This is a genomic window from Oscillospiraceae bacterium NTUH-002-81 (genome assembly GCA_032620915.1).
Taxonomy (GTDB): Bacteria; Bacillota; Clostridia; order Lachnospirales; family Lachnospiraceae; genus JAGTTR01.
Genome location: CP136052.1, coordinates 2654273 through 2673616 on the forward strand (window position 1 = coordinate 2654273; position 19344 = coordinate 2673616).

20 protein-coding genes and 1 pseudogene are annotated in these 19344 nt (G+C 52.2%); 7 read left to right on the forward strand and 14 right to left on the reverse strand.

The annotated features are described in order from the left end of the window. Window positions 1-33 precede the first annotated feature (33 nt). The 3 genes from RJD28_13155 to RJD28_13165 are packed head-to-tail and all read right to left on the reverse strand — an operon-like array spanning window position 34 to window position 2092. On the reverse strand, window positions 34-1155 hold the full coding sequence (locus RJD28_13155; protein ID WNV57221.1) for an Ldh family oxidoreductase: 1122 nt from the start codon (window positions 1153-1155) through the stop codon (window positions 34-36). A 33-nt stretch (window positions 1156-1188) separates the two neighbouring features. Continuing rightward, window positions 1189-1563, reverse strand: coding sequence for a DUF3783 domain-containing protein (locus RJD28_13160; GenBank protein WNV57222.1), 375 nt, complete (start codon window positions 1561-1563; stop codon window positions 1189-1191). A gap of 31 nt (window positions 1564-1594) precedes the next feature. Continuing rightward, entirely contained in the window at window positions 1595-2092 is a 498-nt protein-coding gene (locus tag RJD28_13165) for an NUDIX domain-containing protein (protein WNV57223.1), read from the reverse strand. Here RJD28_13165 and RJD28_13170 point away from each other — a divergent pair. Both RJD28_13170 and RJD28_13175 read left to right on the forward strand, forming a co-directional pair. After that, window positions 2091-2312 carry a hypothetical protein gene (locus RJD28_13170; GenBank protein WNV59624.1) on the forward strand — a complete coding sequence of 74 codons (222 nt, stop codon included), beginning with the start codon at window positions 2091-2093 and terminating at the stop codon, window positions 2310-2312. The two genes, RJD28_13165 and RJD28_13170, sit on opposite strands and share 2 nt — an antisense overlap. A 45-nt stretch (window positions 2313-2357) precedes the next feature. After that, complete coding sequence (locus RJD28_13175) at window positions 2358-2666, forward strand: MGMT family protein (protein ID WNV57224.1); 309 nt, start codon at window positions 2358-2360, stop codon at window positions 2664-2666. 73 nt (window positions 2667-2739) lie between these two features. On the opposite strand, the pseudogene galT reads toward RJD28_13175, so the two are convergent. The 5 genes and pseudogenes from galT to RJD28_13200 form a co-directional block, all read right to left on the reverse strand. Further along, a pseudogene (galT, locus tag RJD28_13180) lies at window positions 2740-4234 on the reverse strand (UDP-glucose--hexose-1-phosphate uridylyltransferase). A gap of 27 nt (window positions 4235-4261) precedes the next feature. Continuing rightward, complete coding sequence (gene galE, locus RJD28_13185) at window positions 4262-5278, reverse strand: UDP-glucose 4-epimerase GalE (protein ID WNV57225.1); 1017 nt, start codon at window positions 5276-5278, stop codon at window positions 4262-4264. A gap of 294 nt (window positions 5279-5572) precedes the next feature. Beyond that, window positions 5573-6742: a galactokinase gene (locus RJD28_13190; protein ID WNV57226.1), complete on the reverse strand. Its 1170-nt coding sequence runs from the start codon at window positions 6740-6742 to the stop codon at window positions 5573-5575. Window positions 6743-6848: 106 nt separating this feature from the next. Beyond that, complete coding sequence (locus tag RJD28_13195) at window positions 6849-7781, reverse strand: helix-turn-helix domain-containing protein (protein ID WNV57227.1); 933 nt, start codon at window positions 7779-7781, stop codon at window positions 6849-6851. Between the two features lie 231 nt (window positions 7782-8012). After that, window positions 8013-9995 carry a sodium-translocating pyrophosphatase gene (locus RJD28_13200; GenBank protein ID WNV57228.1) on the reverse strand — a complete coding sequence of 661 codons (1983 nt, stop codon included), beginning with the start codon at window positions 9993-9995 and terminating at the stop codon, window positions 8013-8015. Between the two features lie 239 nt (window positions 9996-10234). Between RJD28_13200 and RJD28_13205 the strand changes: the two genes are divergently transcribed. Together RJD28_13205 and RJD28_13210 are read left to right on the forward strand one after the other, a co-directional pair. Beyond that, window positions 10235-11224 carry a YegS/Rv2252/BmrU family lipid kinase gene (locus tag RJD28_13205; protein ID WNV57229.1) on the forward strand — a complete coding sequence of 330 codons (990 nt, stop codon included), beginning with the start codon at window positions 10235-10237 and terminating at the stop codon, window positions 11222-11224. 127 nt (window positions 11225-11351) lie between these two features. Next, window positions 11352-12044 (forward strand): phosphatase PAP2 family protein, encoded by a 693-nt coding sequence (locus RJD28_13210; protein WNV57230.1) that lies wholly within the window; start codon window positions 11352-11354, stop codon window positions 12042-12044. 71 nt (window positions 12045-12115) lie between these two features. Here RJD28_13210 and RJD28_13215 read toward each other — a convergent pair whose 3' ends face one another. The 6 genes from RJD28_13215 to mutY all read right to left on the reverse strand — a co-directional run bounded on the left by RJD28_13215 (window position 12116) and on the right by mutY (window position 17015). After that, window positions 12116-12505 (reverse strand): HI0074 family nucleotidyltransferase substrate-binding subunit, encoded by a 390-nt coding sequence (locus tag RJD28_13215; GenBank protein WNV57231.1) that lies wholly within the window; start codon window positions 12503-12505, stop codon window positions 12116-12118. Beyond that, window positions 12492-12803, reverse strand: coding sequence for a nucleotidyltransferase domain-containing protein (locus RJD28_13220; protein WNV57232.1), 312 nt, complete (start codon window positions 12801-12803; stop codon window positions 12492-12494). The genes RJD28_13215 and RJD28_13220 overlap by 14 nt, the downstream gene beginning before the upstream one ends. A gap of 21 nt (window positions 12804-12824) precedes the next feature. Next, window positions 12825-13847, reverse strand: a complete 1023-nt coding sequence (locus RJD28_13225; GenBank protein WNV57233.1) for a glycosyltransferase family A protein — start codon at window positions 13845-13847, stop codon at window positions 12825-12827. Continuing rightward, window positions 13844-15013, reverse strand: a complete 1170-nt coding sequence (gene glf, locus RJD28_13230; GenBank protein WNV57234.1) for a UDP-galactopyranose mutase — start codon at window positions 15011-15013, stop codon at window positions 13844-13846. Before glf ends, RJD28_13225 begins: the two co-directional genes overlap by 4 nt. A 243-nt stretch (window positions 15014-15256) precedes the next feature. Then, entirely contained in the window at window positions 15257-15538 is a 282-nt protein-coding gene (locus tag RJD28_13235) for an NUDIX domain-containing protein (GenBank protein ID WNV57235.1), read from the reverse strand. After that, window positions 15531-17015 carry an A/G-specific adenine glycosylase gene (gene mutY, locus RJD28_13240; GenBank protein ID WNV57236.1) on the reverse strand — a complete coding sequence of 495 codons (1485 nt, stop codon included), beginning with the start codon at window positions 17013-17015 and terminating at the stop codon, window positions 15531-15533. The genes RJD28_13235 and mutY overlap by 8 nt, the downstream gene beginning before the upstream one ends. A 152-nt stretch (window positions 17016-17167) precedes the next feature. Here mutY and RJD28_13245 point away from each other — a divergent pair, with 152 nt between their 5' ends. From RJD28_13245 to RJD28_13255, 3 genes are all read left to right on the forward strand, one after another. Beyond that, window positions 17168-17812 carry an HAD family hydrolase gene (locus RJD28_13245; protein WNV57237.1) on the forward strand — a complete coding sequence of 215 codons (645 nt, stop codon included), beginning with the start codon at window positions 17168-17170 and terminating at the stop codon, window positions 17810-17812. Beyond that, a complete protein-coding gene (locus RJD28_13250; GenBank protein WNV57238.1) occupies window positions 17805-18485 on the forward strand; it encodes a CatA-like O-acetyltransferase in 681 nt (226 codons plus the stop codon). The genes RJD28_13245 and RJD28_13250 overlap by 8 nt, the downstream gene beginning before the upstream one ends. 231 nt (window positions 18486-18716) lie before the next feature. Further along, window positions 18717-19283 carry a biotin transporter BioY gene (locus tag RJD28_13255; GenBank protein ID WNV57239.1) on the forward strand — a complete coding sequence of 189 codons (567 nt, stop codon included), beginning with the start codon at window positions 18717-18719 and terminating at the stop codon, window positions 19281-19283. Window positions 19284-19344: the final 61 nt, after the last annotated feature.

The following is a 19344-nucleotide window of genomic DNA, read 5'->3' on the forward strand; positions in this document are numbered from 1 at the left end:
ATTAACAATATCCACCGGGGGATCGGCATGTTCTTATTTTTCAAACGGGAAAAGGAACTGCTCTTTCGGCAGGCCGTAGTCCTCCCGCAGCTGCGCAAATTCCCGCTGCACGTTTTCTGCCATGGGCACGCCCTTGTCCTTTCGCTCCATCCAGACATCGTGCTCCTTCTCTCCCGCCGTGTAGATCCGGTCGCAGCCCGGCGCCTTTTTCGATGCCCGCAGTTCCCGCAGGATCTCGCCAGTGGTTTTCTTGAAGCTCTCCGCACCCAGGAACGCCTCTGTATCAATGGCGATGAAAAAATGGCCCAGCGGATACGGAATGGCATTGCCCTCGCTGTCTCTGCCTGTAAGCATTTTCAGGAAGCTGCCCGCCTGTAAAGCCGCACAGAGGATTTCCACCACAGTGGCATAGCCGTAGCCCTTGTAGCCTGCCAGCCCTTCGCCCACACCGCCGATGGGCGCCAGCGCTGCCTTGCCGGTGGTAAGGTCTTTCAGAATCTGCTGGCTGTCCGTCAGCGTCTCTCCGTTTTCTCCGATGACCATGCCCGCCGGTGTAGGCATGCCGTTCCGGGCAAAGTATTCAATCTTGCCCCGCTGAGAAATGGAAGTGGCGCAGTCCAGCACGAAGGGGAATTCCTCATCCGTTGGAATGCCAAAGGTCAGCGGATTGGTGCCCAGCATGTTCTCCACGCCGTTGGTGGGTGCAATGGAAGGCCGGGCATTGGTACCGGTGATGCCGATGCAGTCCTGCGCCGTGCACATTGTTGCATAATATCCAGCAATTCCATAATGGGTTGAATTTCGCACTGCAACCATGCCCATGCCGCACTTCTTTGCCTTGTCGATGGCCATTTCCATGGCCTGTTTTCCGATGACCATGCCCATGCCGTTGTGTCCGTCCACCACCGCAGTGGTGGGGGTCTCTTTGATGATCTCAAATTCCGTCACCGGATTTAAAATGCCCTGGCGGATACGGTCGATGTAAATGGGTTTGAACCGGTTGCAGCCGTGGCTCTCAATGCCCCTGCGGTCACTTTCCATCAGAATCTCCGCGCACACTTTGGCGTCCGCCGCCGGTACACCAGCCTTTTCAAAAACAGTTGTCATAAAATTTCCGATGAGCTCCCAACTCACATACGGTCTTGTCTCTTTCATATCGTCGTTCCCCTTCCCTGTCCTTTTATGTTTTTACGAATGCATCTGCTCGTGCTCTTTTTTCAGTTCCTCATAAAGCTGCAGACCGCTCCACCCCACATTGTGTTCGGTTAGGATCGCTTTCAGATTCACCGCCACTTTGTTCTTGCGCATCTGTGCCAGCAAAAGATCCAGCCGCTTGCCATAGACCCCCCGGAAAACCAGCATTTCCTCTGCCAGCTCGTCCCCGTCGTAGACTTCCTCCACCCGGGGAATTTCTTTGATCCCGGCCAGCGCCCCGATGGGCTGGTTATATTCCTCCCGGGGTATCTGCCGGATCCGCAGTCCGTTCTGTACAAAAATCATTTTCAGTTTTCGCCCGCGATCCCCTTCCAGGCGATACATGAGCACCACTTCTCCTGCTGCCATTGTCTTATCCTCCCACAAAAATTTGATCTTTTTATGCCTGATACAGCCTTTTCTCTATGGCGCTGAGCAGAAATTTCTCCGCCAGGCTGTCGTGATAGATCTGCGCCCGGGCCTCTTCCACAGAAAACCACCCGGCCCGGTCTACCTCCCCTTTTCGCAGCGTAAAATTCTCGCTGTCCACCGTGCAGGCAAAATTCACCATCAGGGTATTGCTTTTTGCAAAATACTCGCTCTTATTGAACCGATAGTCCACCACCGTGAGGCCCGTTTCCTCCTTCACTTCCCGGACAACCGCCTCCTCGGCGCTCTCGCCCTTGTTCACATACCCGGCCACCAGAATATTCCGGGCCTTGCCGTACTGCTGGATCAGCAGAATTTTGCTGTGATCCGGGCTGTACACCACCATGCTCACCGCCGTGTTGAACATGGGAAACCGGTACTGGCCGCAGTGCTCACAGTAGGGGATCATCCCCTCATTTTCCAGAAAACGCTCCACCAGAAGCGTTCCGCATTTCTCACAGTAACTCATCCTTTGTCGCTCCGTCTCTCTCTTGATACCTTACGAATTGTTCCGTGCTTCGCACTCTCACAATTCTTCCCACCATTCGCATATCGTGAAGTTATCACTTCACTTTTATGCTCATGTTGGGGCGTGTCCCAAGTTCTTTCACCCACCAGCATGCAAGCACGCGTGGGCTCAGACCTTTGTCCACTGGTATCAGTATAGCACACTATCCCTCGTTTTTTAAATATGCTATACTGTTTTTTAAGTTTGAAAAGGAGGTGTCCATTCCATGTCCCATGTTCTCGGCGAGGATCTGATCTATGAAGTGCTGTCTGTGGTAGAAGAAATTCCGGAAGGGAAGGTGGCCTCTTACGGCCAGATCGCCCGGCTCATCGGGCGGGAGAAGAATGCAAGACTGGTAGGACGGATTCTTTCCCACGCAGAATATTATGGAAACTACCCGTGTCATCGGGTGGTGAATCATGCCGGACGCACGGCCCCTGGCTGGCGGCACCAGCGGGAGCTGCTGGAAGCAGAAGGTGTTACATTTCGTGATAATGGCTGTGTGGACATGAAGCAATTCCAGTGGGAAGAATAAAGTTCCGCAAAAAAGAGAAGCTTTCTCCCGGCAGCCACACGGCACAGGATAAGCTTCTCTTTTCGTTTTTCTATCAAAGTGACGCCATAAATCGCCCGAAAGCCTGACGCCCCTCTTCCGTACACTTGTACACACCGGCGTCCTCCAGCACCCGGACGAACACACGGCCGATCTCTTCTTTTAAAATATCCATGACATTTTCTTCCGTGATACTGTCATAGTGCGGCAGAAAACCTTCCACCCAGTCGGCATGTTTTTCGATGGCCGGATTGCTTCTCACGTCTTTTTCCGGTCAGGAGGCAGTCCGCCAGCTGCTGCATCTCGTCCTTTAAGCGGGATGGCAGTACCGCCAGACCCATCACCTCGATGAGGCCGATGTTTTCCTTTTTGATGTGATGCAGCTCCGCATGGGGATGGTATACGCCCAGGGGATGTTCTTCGGTGGTGATGTTGTTGCGCAGCGCCAGATCCAGCTCGAACTTGCCGTCCCGCATCCGCGCAATGGGGGTGATGGTGTTGTGACGCTCCCCGTCCGTCTCGGCAAAAATAAATGCCGCCTCGTCGGTGTAGCCCCGCCAGCACGTCAGAATATGGTCTGCCAGGTCAATGAGCCGCTCCGCCTCTTTGCTGCGGATACGGATGACGGACAGAGGCCAGTGCACGATGCCTGCCTCCACATCCTCATAGCCCGGAATCGTAAACGTCTTTTCCACCGGCGCTTTTGCCATGGCAAACGTATAATTGCCGCCCTGGAAATGGTCGTGGCTTAAGATGGAGCCGCCCACGATGGGCAGATCTGCGTTGGAACCGATGAAATAATGGGGAAACAGCCGGATAAAATCAAACAGCTTGACAAAGGTTTCCCGGTTGATCTTCATGGGCACATGCTCACCGTTGAAAACGATGCAGTGCTCGTTGTAATACACATAAGGAGAATACTGGAAGCCCCACTCGCCGCCGTTGATGGTGATGGGAATGATCCGGTGATTTTCTCTGGCCGGATGATCCAGCCGCCCCGCGTACCCTTCATTTTCCTTGCAGAGCTGGCATTTCGGATAGCTGCTCTGTTTCGCCAGACGGGCTGCCGCGATGGCCTTGGGATCCTTCTCCGGCTTGGAAAGGTTGATGGTGATATCAATGTCTCCATAGACACTTTTCGTCACCCAGCGGATGTCCCTGCAGATCCGGTAGCGGCGGATGTAATCCGTATCCTGACTGAATTTGTAAAAGAAATCCGTTGCCTCCACGGGGCTTTTCGCATAATGGTCCATGAACGCCCGGATCACCTCGGAAGGCCGCGCCACCAGGCATCCCATCAGCTTCGTGTCAAACAGGTCTCTGCTGGCAATGCCGTTGTCCTCCAGAACGCCGGAGGCATACGCCTCATCCAGCAGATCTTTCAGGATTTCCTCTAAGGGTGTATCGTCCTCGATCTCTTCCGGTTCCTCGTATTCGTCCAGCTCCATCACTTCCAGAAGCCGGTTGGTCACATAAATCTCGTCCTCCGGCTCCACCAATCCGGTGTTTACGCCGTATGCAACCAGTTTTTTGATACTGTCATAAACCATGTCCGCTCTCCTTTTCTCCCGGGTTTCTTAGTCTTCGAAACCGTTGGGGTTCATGGACTGCCATCTCCATGCGTCCTCGCACATTTCGTCCAGTCCGCGCTCTGCTACCCAGCCAAGCTCTCTTTTCGCCTTGGAAGCGTCAGAATAACATGTTGCGATATCGCCTGCCCGGCGGGGTTTGATCTCATAAGGGATCTTCTTGCCGCAGGCTTTTTCAAAGGCAGCCACCACCTGGAGCACGCTGTAGCCGACGCCCGTGCCCAGATTGTAAATGCTGACACCCTCTTTGTCTTTCAGTTTATCAATGGCCTTCACATGGCCGATGGCCAGGTCTACCACATGGATGTAATCGCGCACGCCGGTGCCGTCCGGAGTGTCATAGTCATTACCAAATACGCCCAGGCATTTCAACTTGCCCACAGCCACCTGTGCCACGTAGGGGAGCAGGTTGTTGGGAATGCCCTTGGGATTCTCGCCGATGAGGCCGCTCTTGTGTGCGCCGATGGGATTGAAATAACGAAGCAAAATTACATTCCATTCCGGATCTGCCACATGCAGGTCAGTGAGGATCTGCTCCAGCATGCCCTTTGTCTGGCCGTAAGGGTTCGTAATCTTGCCCTTGGGGCACTCTTCGGTAATCGGGATAAATGCCGGATCGCCGTAAACCGTTGCGGAAGAGCTGAAAATAATGTTCTTCACGCCATGTTTTCTCATGACATCACACAGGATCAGCGTACCTGTGATGTTGTTGTGATAATATTCCAGCGGCTTTGCCACGGATTCGCCCACGGCCTTCAGGCCTGCGAAATGGATGACCGCATCAATCTTCTCTTCATCAAACACCTTCGTCAGTGCTGGTGCATCCAGCAGATCCACCTTGTAGAATTTCAGGCTCTTGCCTGTGATCTGCTCCACGCGCTCCAGCGCTTTCTCGCTGGCGTTGTACAGATTATCCACAACCACAACCTCATAACCTGCATTTAAAAGTTCCACACATGTATGGCTTCCGATAAAACCGGCGCCGCCTGTTACTAAAATTGTCATTTTGCTTCATCCTTTCTGTTCATATTCTCGCTTAGTTCTTACGATACCTTACGAATTGTTCCGTGCTTCGCGCTCTCACAATTCTCCCCAACATCCGCATATCGTGAAGCTTATCTCTTCACTTTTATGCTCATATCGGGGCGTGTGTCAAGTTCTTTCACCCACCTGCATGCAAGCATGCGTGGGCTCAGACCTTTGCACACTGGTATCGTTACATTATAGCACAAACTCTTTCTGTCGCGTGTGCTTTTCTATCTCTTTTTTGTGTGGATTCTGCCGCACTTTTCGGTGTTCTTACAGAACGCCTGCGCCCTCACCCACATCAATCACATAAAAATCTGCCGCATAGCCAATGGCTTTCTTATAAGCTTCGCCCACTTTGCTGATAAAGGGTTCCACCGCATCGTTTTCTACAATGCTGACGGTGCAGCCGCCGAAACCGGCGCCGGTCATGCGGGAACCGATGACACCCGGGATCTTCCACGCCTCTTCCACCAGCGTATCCAGTTCTTTGCCGGTCACCTCGTAATCATCCCGCAGGGAAACGTGGGAAGCGTTCATCAGCTGGCCGAATTTTGCAATATCGTTGACTTCCAGCGCTGCCACCGCCTGGATGGTTCTCTGGTTTTCATAGACGGCATGCTTCGCCCGCTTTTTCCGGGTCTCATCCTTGATGGCATCCTTGTACTGCTCAAAAGCTTCCTCTGTCAGGTCGCCCAGGCTCTTAATGTCCACCACTTTCTGTAATTCTGCCAGTGCGGCCTCGCACTCTGCCCGGCGCTCGTTGTATTTGGAATCGCCCAGCCCTCTCTTCTTGTTGCTGGAAGCGATGACAATTCTTGCGTGATCCAGCTTGATCGGTGCGTAGGTATAGCTCAGATCGCTGGTATCCAGGAAAATCGCATAATCTTTCTTGCCCATGGCAACCGCAAACTGATCCATGATCCCGCAGTTGACGCCATTGTACTCGTTCTCGGACTGCTGGCCGATGAGCGCCAGATCAATGTTGGTCAGAGAATCAAACCCAAACAGATCACGCAGCATCACGCCGGTAACCACCTCCACAGAAGCGGAGGAGGAAAGGCCGGAGCCGTTGGGAATATTTCCATAAAGAAGGATATCCACACCGTTGGAGATCTCCATGCCCCGCTTGCCGAATGTCCACATGACGCCCTTGGGATAATTCGTCCATCCTGCGCTGCGCGACGGCACCAGGTCATCCAAACTGGATTCAATGATGCCCAGCCGCTCAAAATTCACAGAGAAAAACCGCAGCTTCCGGTCGGTTCTCTTTCTTGCCACCGCGTAGGTGCCGATGGTCAGCGCACACGGGAACACATGTCCGCCGTTATAATCGGTGTGCTCGCCGATCAGATTTACCCGGCCCGGTGCGAAATAGGTGCGGATATCGCCCTCCGCGCCATATAATTCCTGAAACTTCTGGATCAGTTCTTCTTTCTTCATACCCGTTTCCCCTTTATACTTTATTATTTTAATAAAATTGTTTTAAATCATGTTTTCTGTTTTGATTATAGCAAACACAGCTCTGCTTGTAAACCACTTTTTCGAATCATTCTACTGCCTCTGCATAGATTAACTTCAGCACCAGATTTTGCGGATAGTCCCCGAACCGCTCGCCAAAAATATTGATGCCGCCCACGCACTGTGCATCGTCTCTGATGCCAATGCGCACCGAAATATACGGATGTTCCCTCCATCCATAATCTTCCAGTACTCGGTCAGATACCTTTTTCCCATTGATATAAGTACCTTTTCCGGTGAAGCGCCAGGTTTTCAGCTTCCCGTACTGGGTGTTCCGATCCGGCCACCAGTCCGGATTCAGCTTCCCTCTTCGCCCGCCAAAATCACTGGGACAGCGCCAGGTACCGGCTTCGCAGCCATTGATCCACAGCGTAATGTCCGAGGGACAGTCCATATTGTAAAACTGCGTCTCTGAACAAAGCTCTGCGGAAAATTCCACACTTTTCAGCGTCCGATTTTTCAGGCCCAGATTTGGAAAACGGTACTCCACATATCCGGCTTCAAACCAGATGAGCTGCGCCTGAGTGCGGTTGGGATTGTAAAATCCCCGCGGCTCGTCCTCCTCATCAATGAACTCTTTGTCACTGACAATGCCGCAGCACGGCTTCACGTCGTGATCCACAAAATTGCCCACCGGCATGCTGATGGTCTCCACCTGCTCCTGCTTTTCCTCCTCTGCTGCCAGGCGTATGGACAGCGCATCCACCTGCCTGCTGCACATTTTCATGGAGCCGCGCACCCCCGGTTTCAGTTCACAGGACAACAATCCCGCCTCCTCCAGCACCTTCACATGCATAGCTGCCGAGGACGCCGGGATGTGCAGCTGCTCTGCGATCTCATTCACATTCATCTGTCGGCCATCCAGCATTTTCAAAATATCCAGACGTACCTCCGAGGACAGGGCTTTGCCCACCAGCGTCAGTTCCCGCCTGTTCTCATATCCCAATACCCGTTCCTGCATATCTATATCTGTTCCCTTCCTTTTCCAGCCTCACAAACCCGCGCTGATCGCGCTTTACCGTCTGCTTGCAGCCAGTATATCACAAAGTTTGTTTTGTTCCAAGATATGTGAAGGATTTTTGCAGTGAACTGTAAACAACGAAGGCTGCATCCCGCAGCGGATCTCTCCGCTGCAGAACACAGCCTTCGTTATTTTTTATGTGATTGTTCTCTCTTCTGTCAGAGCTTCCTCTTACAGGATGCCGCCGATTGCGATGAACAGCGGTGCGAATACGAGAGACACGATGGTCATCAGCTTGATGAGGATGTTGATGGACGGGCCTGATGTATCCTTGAACGGGTCACCTACCGTATCGCCAACAACAGCTGCCTTGTGGGCTTCGCTTCCCTTTCCGCCATGGTTGCCTTCCTCGATGTATTTCTTCGCGTTATCCCATGCACCGCCGGCATTGGACATGAAGATTGCCATCAGAACACCAGTTACGAGAGAACCAGCCAGCAGGCCGCCCAGTGCGTCTGTGCCAAGCAGAATACCAACCACCAGCGGAGCGGCAACTGCCATCACGCCGGGAACGAGCATTTCTTTTAATGCTGCGGTTGTGGAAATAGCTACGCAGGACTTGTAATCCGGTTTGCCGGTTCCTTCCATGATTCCAGGAATGGTGCGGAACTGACGACGAACTTCCTCGATCATCTGATATGCTGCCTTGGATACGGACTCCATTGTTAAAGCGGAGAACAGGAACGGAAGCATACCGCCGATGAACAGGCCTACGATTACCTTCGGATTCAGGATATCAATGCTCTGCAGTTTTACTGCCTCAGCATAGGATACGAACAGTGCCAGTGCAGTCAGGGCTGCAGAACCGATGGCAAAACCTTTACCCATAGCTGCGGTTGTGTTACCAACAGCGTCCAGCTTATCTGTGATCTCACGGACATGATCTTCCAGACCGGACATCTCGGCGATACCGCCTGCATTGTCTGCGATGGGACCGTAAGCGTCAACGGCTACGGTGATACCTGTGGTGGAAAGCATGCCGACTGCTGCCAGCGCGATACCGTACAGGCCGCATACCTGGAAGGATACGAGGATACCCACGCAGATCAGGATGATCGGGATACCTGTGGAAAGCATACCAACTGCCAGACCACTGATGATGGTTGTTGCAGCGCCAGTCTCAGACTGCTCTGCGATCTTCTTTACAGAATTGTAATCACCGGAAGTATAAATCTCTGTAACAATACCGATGATCAGGCCTACGATCAGACCTGCGATAATGGAGATTGCTGCTGCATATCCACCAAAGATCATTTTGCTTAAAACAAATGCCACGATGATCACCAGCACGCTGGCGGTGTAAGTACCTGCCTTCAGTGCCTTGTGCGGGTTGGAATTCTCATCGCCTTTTACAAAGAAAGTACCGATGATGGATGCCAGAAGTCCTGCTGCTGCAAGCAGAAGCGGGAAAACAGCACCTGCTGCCTGATAATATACGATACCAAGGGTGATCGCAGATACCAGGGAGCCAACATAAGACTCGAACAGGTCAGCGCCCATGCCGGCAACGTCGCCTACGTTATCACCTACGTTATCAGCGATAACAGCCGGGTTTCTCGGGTCATCCTCCGGGATGCCTGCCTCAACCTTACCTACCAGGTCAGCACCTACGTCAGCAGCCTTCGTATAAATACCGCCGCCAACACGGGCAAACAGAGCGATGGAAGATGCGCCAAGGCTGAAGCCGGACAGAACGTCCACGTTCTTCGTTACCATGTAAACAGCGCCTACACCCAGCACGCCCAGACCAGCTACGCACATACCCATAACTGCGCCGCCGGAGAAAGCGATGGATAACGCTTTGTTCATTCCGCCGGTCTTGGCAGCGTTGGCAGTACGGACATTGGCCTTGGTTGCCACACTCATACCACAGTAACCGGCTGCTGTGGAGAAAATTCCGCCTAACAGGAAGCATACGGCAGTAACCCAGTTGCCGATGCCCACGCCGATCAGCACGAACAGCACGATCACGAAAATAACCAGAATCTTGTACTCAGACATCAGGAAAGCATGTGCGCCGTCGCTGATCGCTGCTGCAATCTCTTTCATCCGGTCAGTTCCGGCATCCTGTTTTCCCACCTTGGACGCAAGGTAGAAGGCAAACAGCAATGCCACAATACCCATAACGGGAGCTAAATACAACATAGAATCCATTTTGAGATCCCTCCTACATAAGTAAATATTACTTTTTTTAATTATGTGGCAAACGCACAAAATTGTCAATCTTGCAATCCCTATTTTTACCCATTTTATACAATACTTAATTTCCAAACTTTGCAGAAAATTTTTCCTGATTCCATTTTCTGCACTTCTTTCCTTGTCACTCCACCCCATTGCTGTTAAAATAAATGATGATACCAGGATTCGCAGGTATCATAGTTGGGGGGATTTCCATGTACTATTTTATTGTAAATCCGGGTTCCAGAACCGGAGAAGGACGAAAGATCTGGCAGGAGACCGAAGCCATTCTCACAGAGAAACGCATCTCCTATGAGGTTCATTTTACCGATCACAAATACCACGCCAGCGAGCTGACCCGCACGCTCTGTGCCAAAGGGGAACCGTTTACCCTGGTGGTCTTGGGCGGAGACGGCACCCTCAATGAGGTGCTCCAGGGGATTACAGAGCCGTCACTGGTGACGCTTGGCTACATTCCCACCGGCTCCGGCAATGATTTTGCCAAGGGATGCCAGATGCCGCTGGATGTGCGGCATGCGGTGCAGAATATTCTGTCCCACAAGTATGTAAAACAGCTGGACATCGGGCAGATTCAAGATCTGTCCTGCAAAAATGCCCGACAGTTTTCCGCGCCCATGCATACTGCCCGGAAATCCAGTCGCTCCTTTCTCGTCAGCGCCGGCATCGGTTTCGACGCTGCGGTATGTGCGGAGGCACTGGACTCTCCCATCAAACGGTTTCTCAATCGGATCCATCTGGGAAAATTTACCTATGTGGGCATCGCCCTGCACCAGATTTTTTCTTCCGCACCGTTTAAGGCCAAGGTGGTATTTGACGGGGAGCCCCACAAAACGTGCCGTTTTTCCAAAACGCTCTTTATCAGCGTCATGAACCTGCCCAGCGAAGGTGGCGGCCTGAAGCTGACACCCGTGGCCGACGGCAGTGACGGTTTTCTGGATGTCTGTATCGTCAACGGGCTGCCCACGGCACTGCTGCTTTTGCTGCTGCCCACCGCATTTTTCGGAAAGCATGTATATTTCCGGCGTTTTGTCACCATCCATCGCTGCCAGTCTGTGCGCATTTACGCGGACCGGCCCCTTCCGGTGCACACCGACGGAGAAAGCTTCGGCACATGCAAGACCGTCCGTATGGCTGCTTCCGGAGCCCAGATCGCGGTGATCTGCGGTGGTTCTAAACAATTTTAGAAGAAAATCTAAAGAACCGTGAAATAATTCTTACAATATACGGAAGTGTCTTGTTCCCTCGGTTTGGCTATGGTATACTTCCGTAAAACATGACATGAAAACCGCGCAACAAACCGGAGGCGAGACCTTGTTTGAACAGTTAAAGAAACGTAAATACGGACTGATCATTCCGATCTATGCAATGATCTATATTCCCTGGTTTTACTACCTGGAACGAACCGTCCAAAATCCCACACATATCATCCATCTGGCCATTGACGACTACATCCCGTTCATCGATGTGTTTATCATTCCCTACATGCTGTGGTTCGGGTACATATCAGCGACGGTGCTGTGGCTTCTGTGGAAGGATAAAAAGGAATACCTGCAGCTGATCACCTTTCTGATCATCGGCATGACGCTGTTCCTGGTGTTTTCCACCCTATACCCCAACGGCCATCAGCTGCGCCCGGCATCCTTCGACCACAATAATATTTTCACGGCCATGATCGCCCGGCTGTACCAGACCGACAGCCCCAACAACATCCTGCCAAGCATCCACGTGTACAACTCCCTTGGTGCCTGGTTTGCGATCCAGAACAGCCGTCTGACCCGGGAACGCCCCCGTCTGCGGATGGCATCCCTGGTGATGACCAGCCTGATCATCCTGTCCACCATGTTCATCAAGCAGCATTCGGTATTGGATGTGGTTCTGGCCTTCGGCCTGGCAGGCATCCTCTATCCGGTATTTTATATGCCCGGATGTCCGGTGTATTATGAAAAGTTGCTCCTGAGCTGGCGGCAGGCACCCCGGGTGAAGACATCCGAGAGCAGAGAATAAGAAAACGCAGTCGCAAAGCGGCAAAAAGCCCACATACCTGACATTGGTTATCAGATATGTGGGCTTTATTTTTACATCCAGTCTTTTTCTATCGTCTGCTCCAACTGAACAAACATCTCATAATATTTGTCCTTTGTCTGACGAATGATATCCATGGCGATCGCTTCATTATAGGCATGTGCAACATTATTTCTGGAAATCAGCGCAGCCATCCAAAGCTCTTCATCATCAAGCATTCCGGCTTTATATGCCGTCTTTAATATGGTTCTCGGAGATCCTGTTGCTCCCTCTGCATATCCGCTGTTCTGCAGAATTTCTTTCATTGCCTTCCAGGCCTGCTCGAAACAAATCTCGTACAATCCAACCATACCGGCTATTTCCACATTACTGTAAGGTTCCTGGCAGGAATAAATGTCCTTCAAATTGAGCAATGCGGATTTAAAATTCTCAAATTTTTTCATACAGAACAATTCCCTCCCGTTCGATCGACTCCAACAATTCGCTCCTGACCGGTTTATCCAGATTAATGATGTCAAATTCCAGTAACGTGGAGGTTGTTTCGTCCACATCCAGGGTAAAATAATCGCCCTTTCCGCCGCGGAATGCCAGGTCAATATCACTGCGCTCTCTGTAATCCCCCCTGGCCCTCGAGCCAAAAAGGATCAACTTCTCCACCTCATATCTTCTGGCCAGCGCAATCATTTCGTCAATTACTTTTTGCTTGATTCCTGTCCTTTCAGACAAACCTTTTGCTGCCATAATTGCCTCACTTTTTGACGACTAGTTGAACCCGATGACCTTCTGCGCCACCTTATAGGCTGCCACGGAGATCTTTCTGCCGCTTCTTCCCGGCAGGTTCATCGTTCTGCCCAGGATGCCCAGCTTGATCTTCCGGTACAGCTTGGGGGAGGCATTTTTCAGATACTCCCACAGTTCTTTTTTCTTCTCCAGATTTTCCTCGGTACCGGATTTTAACAGCAGCACAGAGGAAACCGTCATCATGATATCCACATAATTAATCATATATTTCCGCAGTTTTCCGTTCATAGGCTTCTTCATGTATTCCACCATGGCGTCTGCGATGATCTTTGTCACAAGGATCTGCTGGTCGATGCGGCCGATCATGATCTTCTCATTGACAGACTGATCCTCTCTTCCGATAAAATACCGGTAAAAGTTCACGTCCAGATAGTACATCTTTTTCACATGGGGCAGCGGCTGGAACACAAAAATGTTGTCCACATAGAAAGTATGCTTCGGCAGCTCCAGTCCACAGTCCCACAGCATTTTCGTGCGGTAGATGACAGAATGCATGAGGATATACTGACCCTTGTGCAGGAATTTTACATCATTCCAGCCAAACACCTGCTCTCTGGGGAAAGCCGTCTTATAGCGCATGACTTTTTTCTTCAGTGCGCCCTGTTTTTCATATACATAGTTGCAGATCATCATGTCCACAACCTCTTTGGCGTGTACGAGCTCCTTCAGTGTGCGGAGCACCTTCTGGTAAGCTTCCAGATTCACCCAGTCGTCACTGTCTACCACCTTGAAATACAGGCCGGTGGCATTGCGAAGGCCGGCATTGACCGCCTCGCCGTGACCGCCGTTTTCCTGGTGTACGGCCTTGATAATTGTCGGATACTCTGCTGCATAGCGGTCTGCAATGGCCGCTGTTCCATCCTTCGATCCGTCATCTACGATAATGATTTCCACATCCTCGCCGCCCGGAAGCAGAGAACGGATACAGTTCTCCATATATGCCTCTGAATTATAGCACGGCACTGCAAACGTCAGCAGTTTCATAATTTTTTATCCTCCTGATGGTTTTTCTGTAAAATCTGCTCTGCCAGTTCCAGCGCCCGGGCCGTCATGGCATCGATGTTGTAATACCGGTACTCGGCCAGTCTGCCCAGCAGATGAAAATGCGCCATGGGCGCTACCAGCATGGCATACCGGTCATACAGCTGCTGATTGTCCGCATTCATGATGGCATAGTACGGAATCTGTCCATCCGCCCCGGTGTAAGCCATGGGGTATTCCTTTACGATGGTGGTACCTTCGCACTTCTGTCCCGTCAGATGCTTGAACTCCGTGATCCGGGTGTAGTCCTCGCTGACGGTATAATTGATGACACTGTGGCCCTGATAATCCGGGCAGTCATGATGCTCGAACACAAAATCCAGGGAACGGTACGGCAGCCGCCCGAAGCAACAGCCGAACAGCTCGTCCACCGGGCCGGTATAGATCACTTCCCCGTCAAACGGTTTTCCTTCAAACAGCACCTGATTGCCGGAAAATGCCAGCAGGCTGTCTGCATCTGTGGAAAGCCGCAGGGTGATGTTTTCGTGATCCAGCATCCGCTCATACATGGCCGTAAAGCCTTCCAGCGGAACGCCCTGATATTTGTCTTTAAAATACCGGTTATCTCTGGAGATCACCACCGGCACCCGGCCGGTCACCGCCGGATCGATCTCCTCCGGCGTCTGTCCCCACTGCTTCATCGTATAATGCAGGAAAATATTTTCATAAACATAATCCGCGATCTCCCGGATCTCCGCCTGCTCCTGCTGCCGCAGCTTCAGGATCGGCACCCGGCTTTCCGCGCCAAAAGTATCCACGAGAAGCTTCTCCAGACGGTCTGCTTTCTCCTGGTCATACACCTGATGCAGGGTGTTCAGGTTGAAGGGCACCGGGATCAGCTGCTCTCCCACCTTCGCCACTACCTCATGTCCAAAATCTCTCCACGCAGTAAAACGGGAAAGGAATGCCCGCACCTGCTCATTATCTGTATGGAAAATATGAGGGCCATACGGCTGTACCAGAATGCCATGGGCATCCTGACAGTCATAGCAGTTGCCGCCCACGTGGTCTCTTCGCTCCACCACCAGCACCTGTCTGCCGTTTTCCGCCAGCACACGCGCAGCGGCCGCACCTGCTGCCCCCGCCCCTATTACGATCGTATTGTACACAGGGAACCTCCTATCTTTTTTTAAATATGATGCCTGCGGATTGTTCCGTGCTATGCACTCCCACAATCCTCACCACATTCGCATATCGTGGGATTATCATCCCACTTTTATGCTCATATCGGGGCGGGTCCCAAGGTCTCTCACCCACTTATGAGCAAGCTCACGTGGGCTTAGACCTTTTGACCCTGGCATCATAACATTATTATATCTGTTTTTGCCCTTAAATCCAATTACAATTTACTTTCATTTTTCATAAATTTTGCCCGAGTACGCGTGAAATGCCGACGGAATGGAATATTTTTCCTCCGCGCTGGCCGCATCCGCCCAGATTTCCTCCGGCCCTGCCTGGGGATCCCGCTCCTCCGTCAGGATCAGAAAGCCTTTCATATGCCATTCCACATGGGTAAAAATATGTTTTGCATCGGGCAGCGGGGTAATTCGAATGGGGGAAAGACCCATCTCTTTGACTAGGGCAAGCGCCTCTTCCTGGGTTCGTGCCCCCGGTACGTTGGGCAGCTCATACAAGCCTGCCAGCAGCCCCCTTTTTCGGCCGTTTGCGGATGAGCGTCCGCTCGCCATTCCAGATAACCAGCACCGTGAGATCCTCGATGCGCCGGGGTTTCTTCGGCGTTTTCTTCGGGAATTCATTGATCCTGTCTTCCGCTTTTGCCCGGCAGCCGAACGCCAGCGGGCACTCCTCGCAGTGGGCTTTGCCATTGGGCACACACACCAGCGCCCCCAGCTCCATCCACGCCTGATTGTAGGCGCCGGGACAGTCTTTGGGAATCACTGCCGTGATCTCTTCCTCCACCATGGTCTTTACCGACTGTTTTAAAATATCTTCTTCCCGGCAGAACAGCCGCGACCATACCCGCAGCACGTTGCCGTCCACCGCAGGCACCGGCCGTCCGCAGGCGATAGAGGCCACCGCTCCTGCCGTGTAAGAGCCGATGCCCGGCAGCTTTAACAGTTCTTCGTATGTGTCCGGCAGCTGTCCGCCGCAGGATTCCATCACCACCCGGGCTGCTTTTTGCAGATTCCGGGCACGGCTGTAGTAGCCCAGTCCTTCCCACAGCTTCATAAGCCGCTCCTCTGGCACCTCCGCCAGGCTTTTCACATCCGGCAGCTCTGTCGTGAACCGGTCAAAATAGGGCTTTACCGCCTCTACCCGGGTCTGCTGCAGCATGATCTCCGAGATCCACACCCGGTAAGGGCTCACTTCTTCCCTCCAGGGCAGCACCCGGGCGTGGCTGCGAAACCAGGAAAGCAGGGGACGGGTCATATCGTCTAGGCTGTACGTCCACTCCGTTTTGACAGGGATCTCGGCGTCTGCCGTCAGGCTGTCCGCCGTCACCAGACAGTCAAAGGCCCGCACTTCCACCCCGGCCCGGGCAGCAGCAGCCAGCGTTTCCGCAAAGGCCGGATGCATCGCCGCATTAGCTTCCAGAACCTGCACACCCTTCATCTGGATGACAAAGCAGATCATGGCCCGATAGCCGTCCGCCATACATGCCATCAGCTCCTGCATGTGGCGCACGCCCCGCTCGGTGGGTGCATCCGGGAAACGGGCGATGCCGTCCTCCTCCAGCGTCACACCCTTGACCTCGATGAACCATTTATCTGTTTCTGTTTCCGCATAAAAATCAAACCGGGAATTTCCATACTTTGTCTCGGGCCGGATCATTTTTACCCCGCCGATCAGACGGCCCTGCTCCAGCAATTCTTTTACGATGACGTTTGGCGCTTGGGAATCCATGTTGACCAGCTGACCCGGCCTCCCATCGGTTCCCGGCTTGTACACACTGATCAGATCATAGGCAGTTTTCCTCGCCGGATTGTCACTTTTCTGTATATAAACGGCTGTCCCCGGCACCAGCAATTCCCGGCACCGACCGGTGTTTTTCACATGGCACACCAGCGTCTCGCCGCCCCGGCGCACATGGGCGATAAAGCGGTTAGGACGGCTCTCAAAAACAGCCTCTTCCATTCTCTCATATCTCATAGTTTTTGCCTCCTGCCGTATTATAGCATTCTCAACAACTACTTGCCAGACCCATTCTTTTTCCTGTAGGATAGAAAGTGAAAACAGATCATATATATGTTTGTTCATGCAAGAACACATGAGTGAACTGTAAAGAAAGAAAGGCAATATCTATGGATAAAAAAATACAGACAGACGGCATTATTTTTGACGTGGACGGCACGCTATGGGATTCCACAGAAAGTGTGGCGGCCGCATGGAACGAAATTCTGGAGCACCGGCCCGACGTGTCCTTCCGTGCCACCCCGGACAACCTGAAAAAACTGTTTGGCAGACCGCTTCCGGTCATTGCCAGCATGATTTTCACAAAGCTTTCCAAACCGGAATACCTGGAGCTCATCCAGAAATGCACCGACAACGAGCACGAATTTCTGCATAAGATCCCCGGGAAGCTGTTTTCCGGCGTCAGAGAAACGCTGCTGGCATTGAAGGAGCAGTATCCCCTTTACATCGTCAGCAACTGTGAGGCCGGCTACATCGAGACCTTTCTGGAGGCCACTGGTCTTGGCGACTGCTTCCTCGACCACGAATGTCCGGGCAGCAGCGGCAAATACAAGGCCGAAAATATCCGTCTCATCGTAGAACGCAACACCATCTCTCACCCAGTTTACATCGGAGACACCGACGGCGATGCCCAGGCCTGTCAGGAGGCCGGTGTCCCCTTTATTTTCGCCGGGTTCGGCTTTGGGGAAACCACGCATTATGCTGCAAAAATCGATACATTTTCACAGATTCCGGAGGTGATCGTTCATGGCTGATATTTCCAGAAACAGCATTTCACAGCCGCAGTTCCAGCTTTATGATATGGAGACCTGGGAGCGGGCGGAATATTTTCACTACTACATGGATCTCATCAAAACCCGCTACAATCTCAATGTCAACATTGACATCACCGGATTCATGCAGGTGCTGAAGGAAAAAAATCTGAAATTTTTCCCGTCCATGCTGTACATCGTCATGCGCACGGTAAACACTTTCCGGGAGTTCCGCACCTGCCTGGACAGGGAAGGTCGTCCCGGCTACTGGAATTTCTGCAATCCGTCCTACACCGTTTTCCACAAGGATACCCATACCTTTTCGGATATCTGGAGCCCTTACAGTGAGGATTTTCACACCTTTTATGAAACCGTGGTGGCTGATATCGCCCGCTACGGCGACGTGAAGGGTGTCAAAGGCCGCGGCGATCGACCGGAAAACTTTGTCCCGGTGTCCAGTCTGCCCTGGCTGTCCTTCACCGGCTATGGCTGCGACACGTATTCAGATTCCCGCATGATCCTGCCCATCATCCTGTTTGGAAAATATTTCGAGCAGAACGGCCGGATGCTGCTGCCCTTCTCCATTTCCATCAACCACGCGACGGCGGACGGCTATCACAGTTCTTTGTTTTTGAACACCATTCAAAAGAACTGCGATGAGTTCGCCGGGGAATGAGCAGAAAGCAGCTGTGAAGCAATGGAAAGTGCGCGAGCACGCTTCTGTGAATGGCACGGCTAAACTGGTATGACTCTGCAAAAGATGATACTGATTTTTAATTGTCAACTTTATTTTTGAATTTATAGTTGACAATTCTCTTGAAATTGTCTATACTTCGGGATAACCAATACGCGAAAGCCTGTTTCAGGCATGGCCCGCGTAAATCATTTGTTAAGAGGAGTATGGAAAATGGAAATGACTCACGAGAAAACAAGAGAAAAACACAGCATCAACACTTATCAGCTTACCGCCACCGCCCTGATGGCCGCCGTGCTCTGTGCGCTGGCATCCATGTCCATCACCATCGGCATCGTCCCCATCAGCCTGGCGACCTTTGTCATCTATCTGGACGCCTACATTCTGGGTAGCCGCATGGCCACCGTCAGCACGTTCATCTATCTGCTTCTTGGCCTTGTGGGACTTCCGGTGTACTCCGGCTTCTCCTCCGGCCCAGCCAAGCTGTTCGGCCCCACCGGCGGTTACCTGTTCGGCTATCTGTTCCTGGCTTTTATCAGCGGATGGTTCATTGAACGCTTCCCGAAAAACAAGATCCTGCACATTGTCGGCATGGTCATCGCCACTGCCGTGCTTTATACCTTAGGTACCTGCTGGCTGGCTTTTCAGGCACATATGGATGCCCGCACCGCTCTCATGGCCGGTGTTATCCCGTTTCTGCTGGGCGACGCCATCAAGATCGTCGTGAGTGTCATCGTTGGCCCGGCACTGCGCAAGCGTATCAACCGCATGGAAAACTGATATCTTCTGCGCCCGGTAATGGCACGGTTTCATGCCTATATCGCACTTGATGTAACAATCT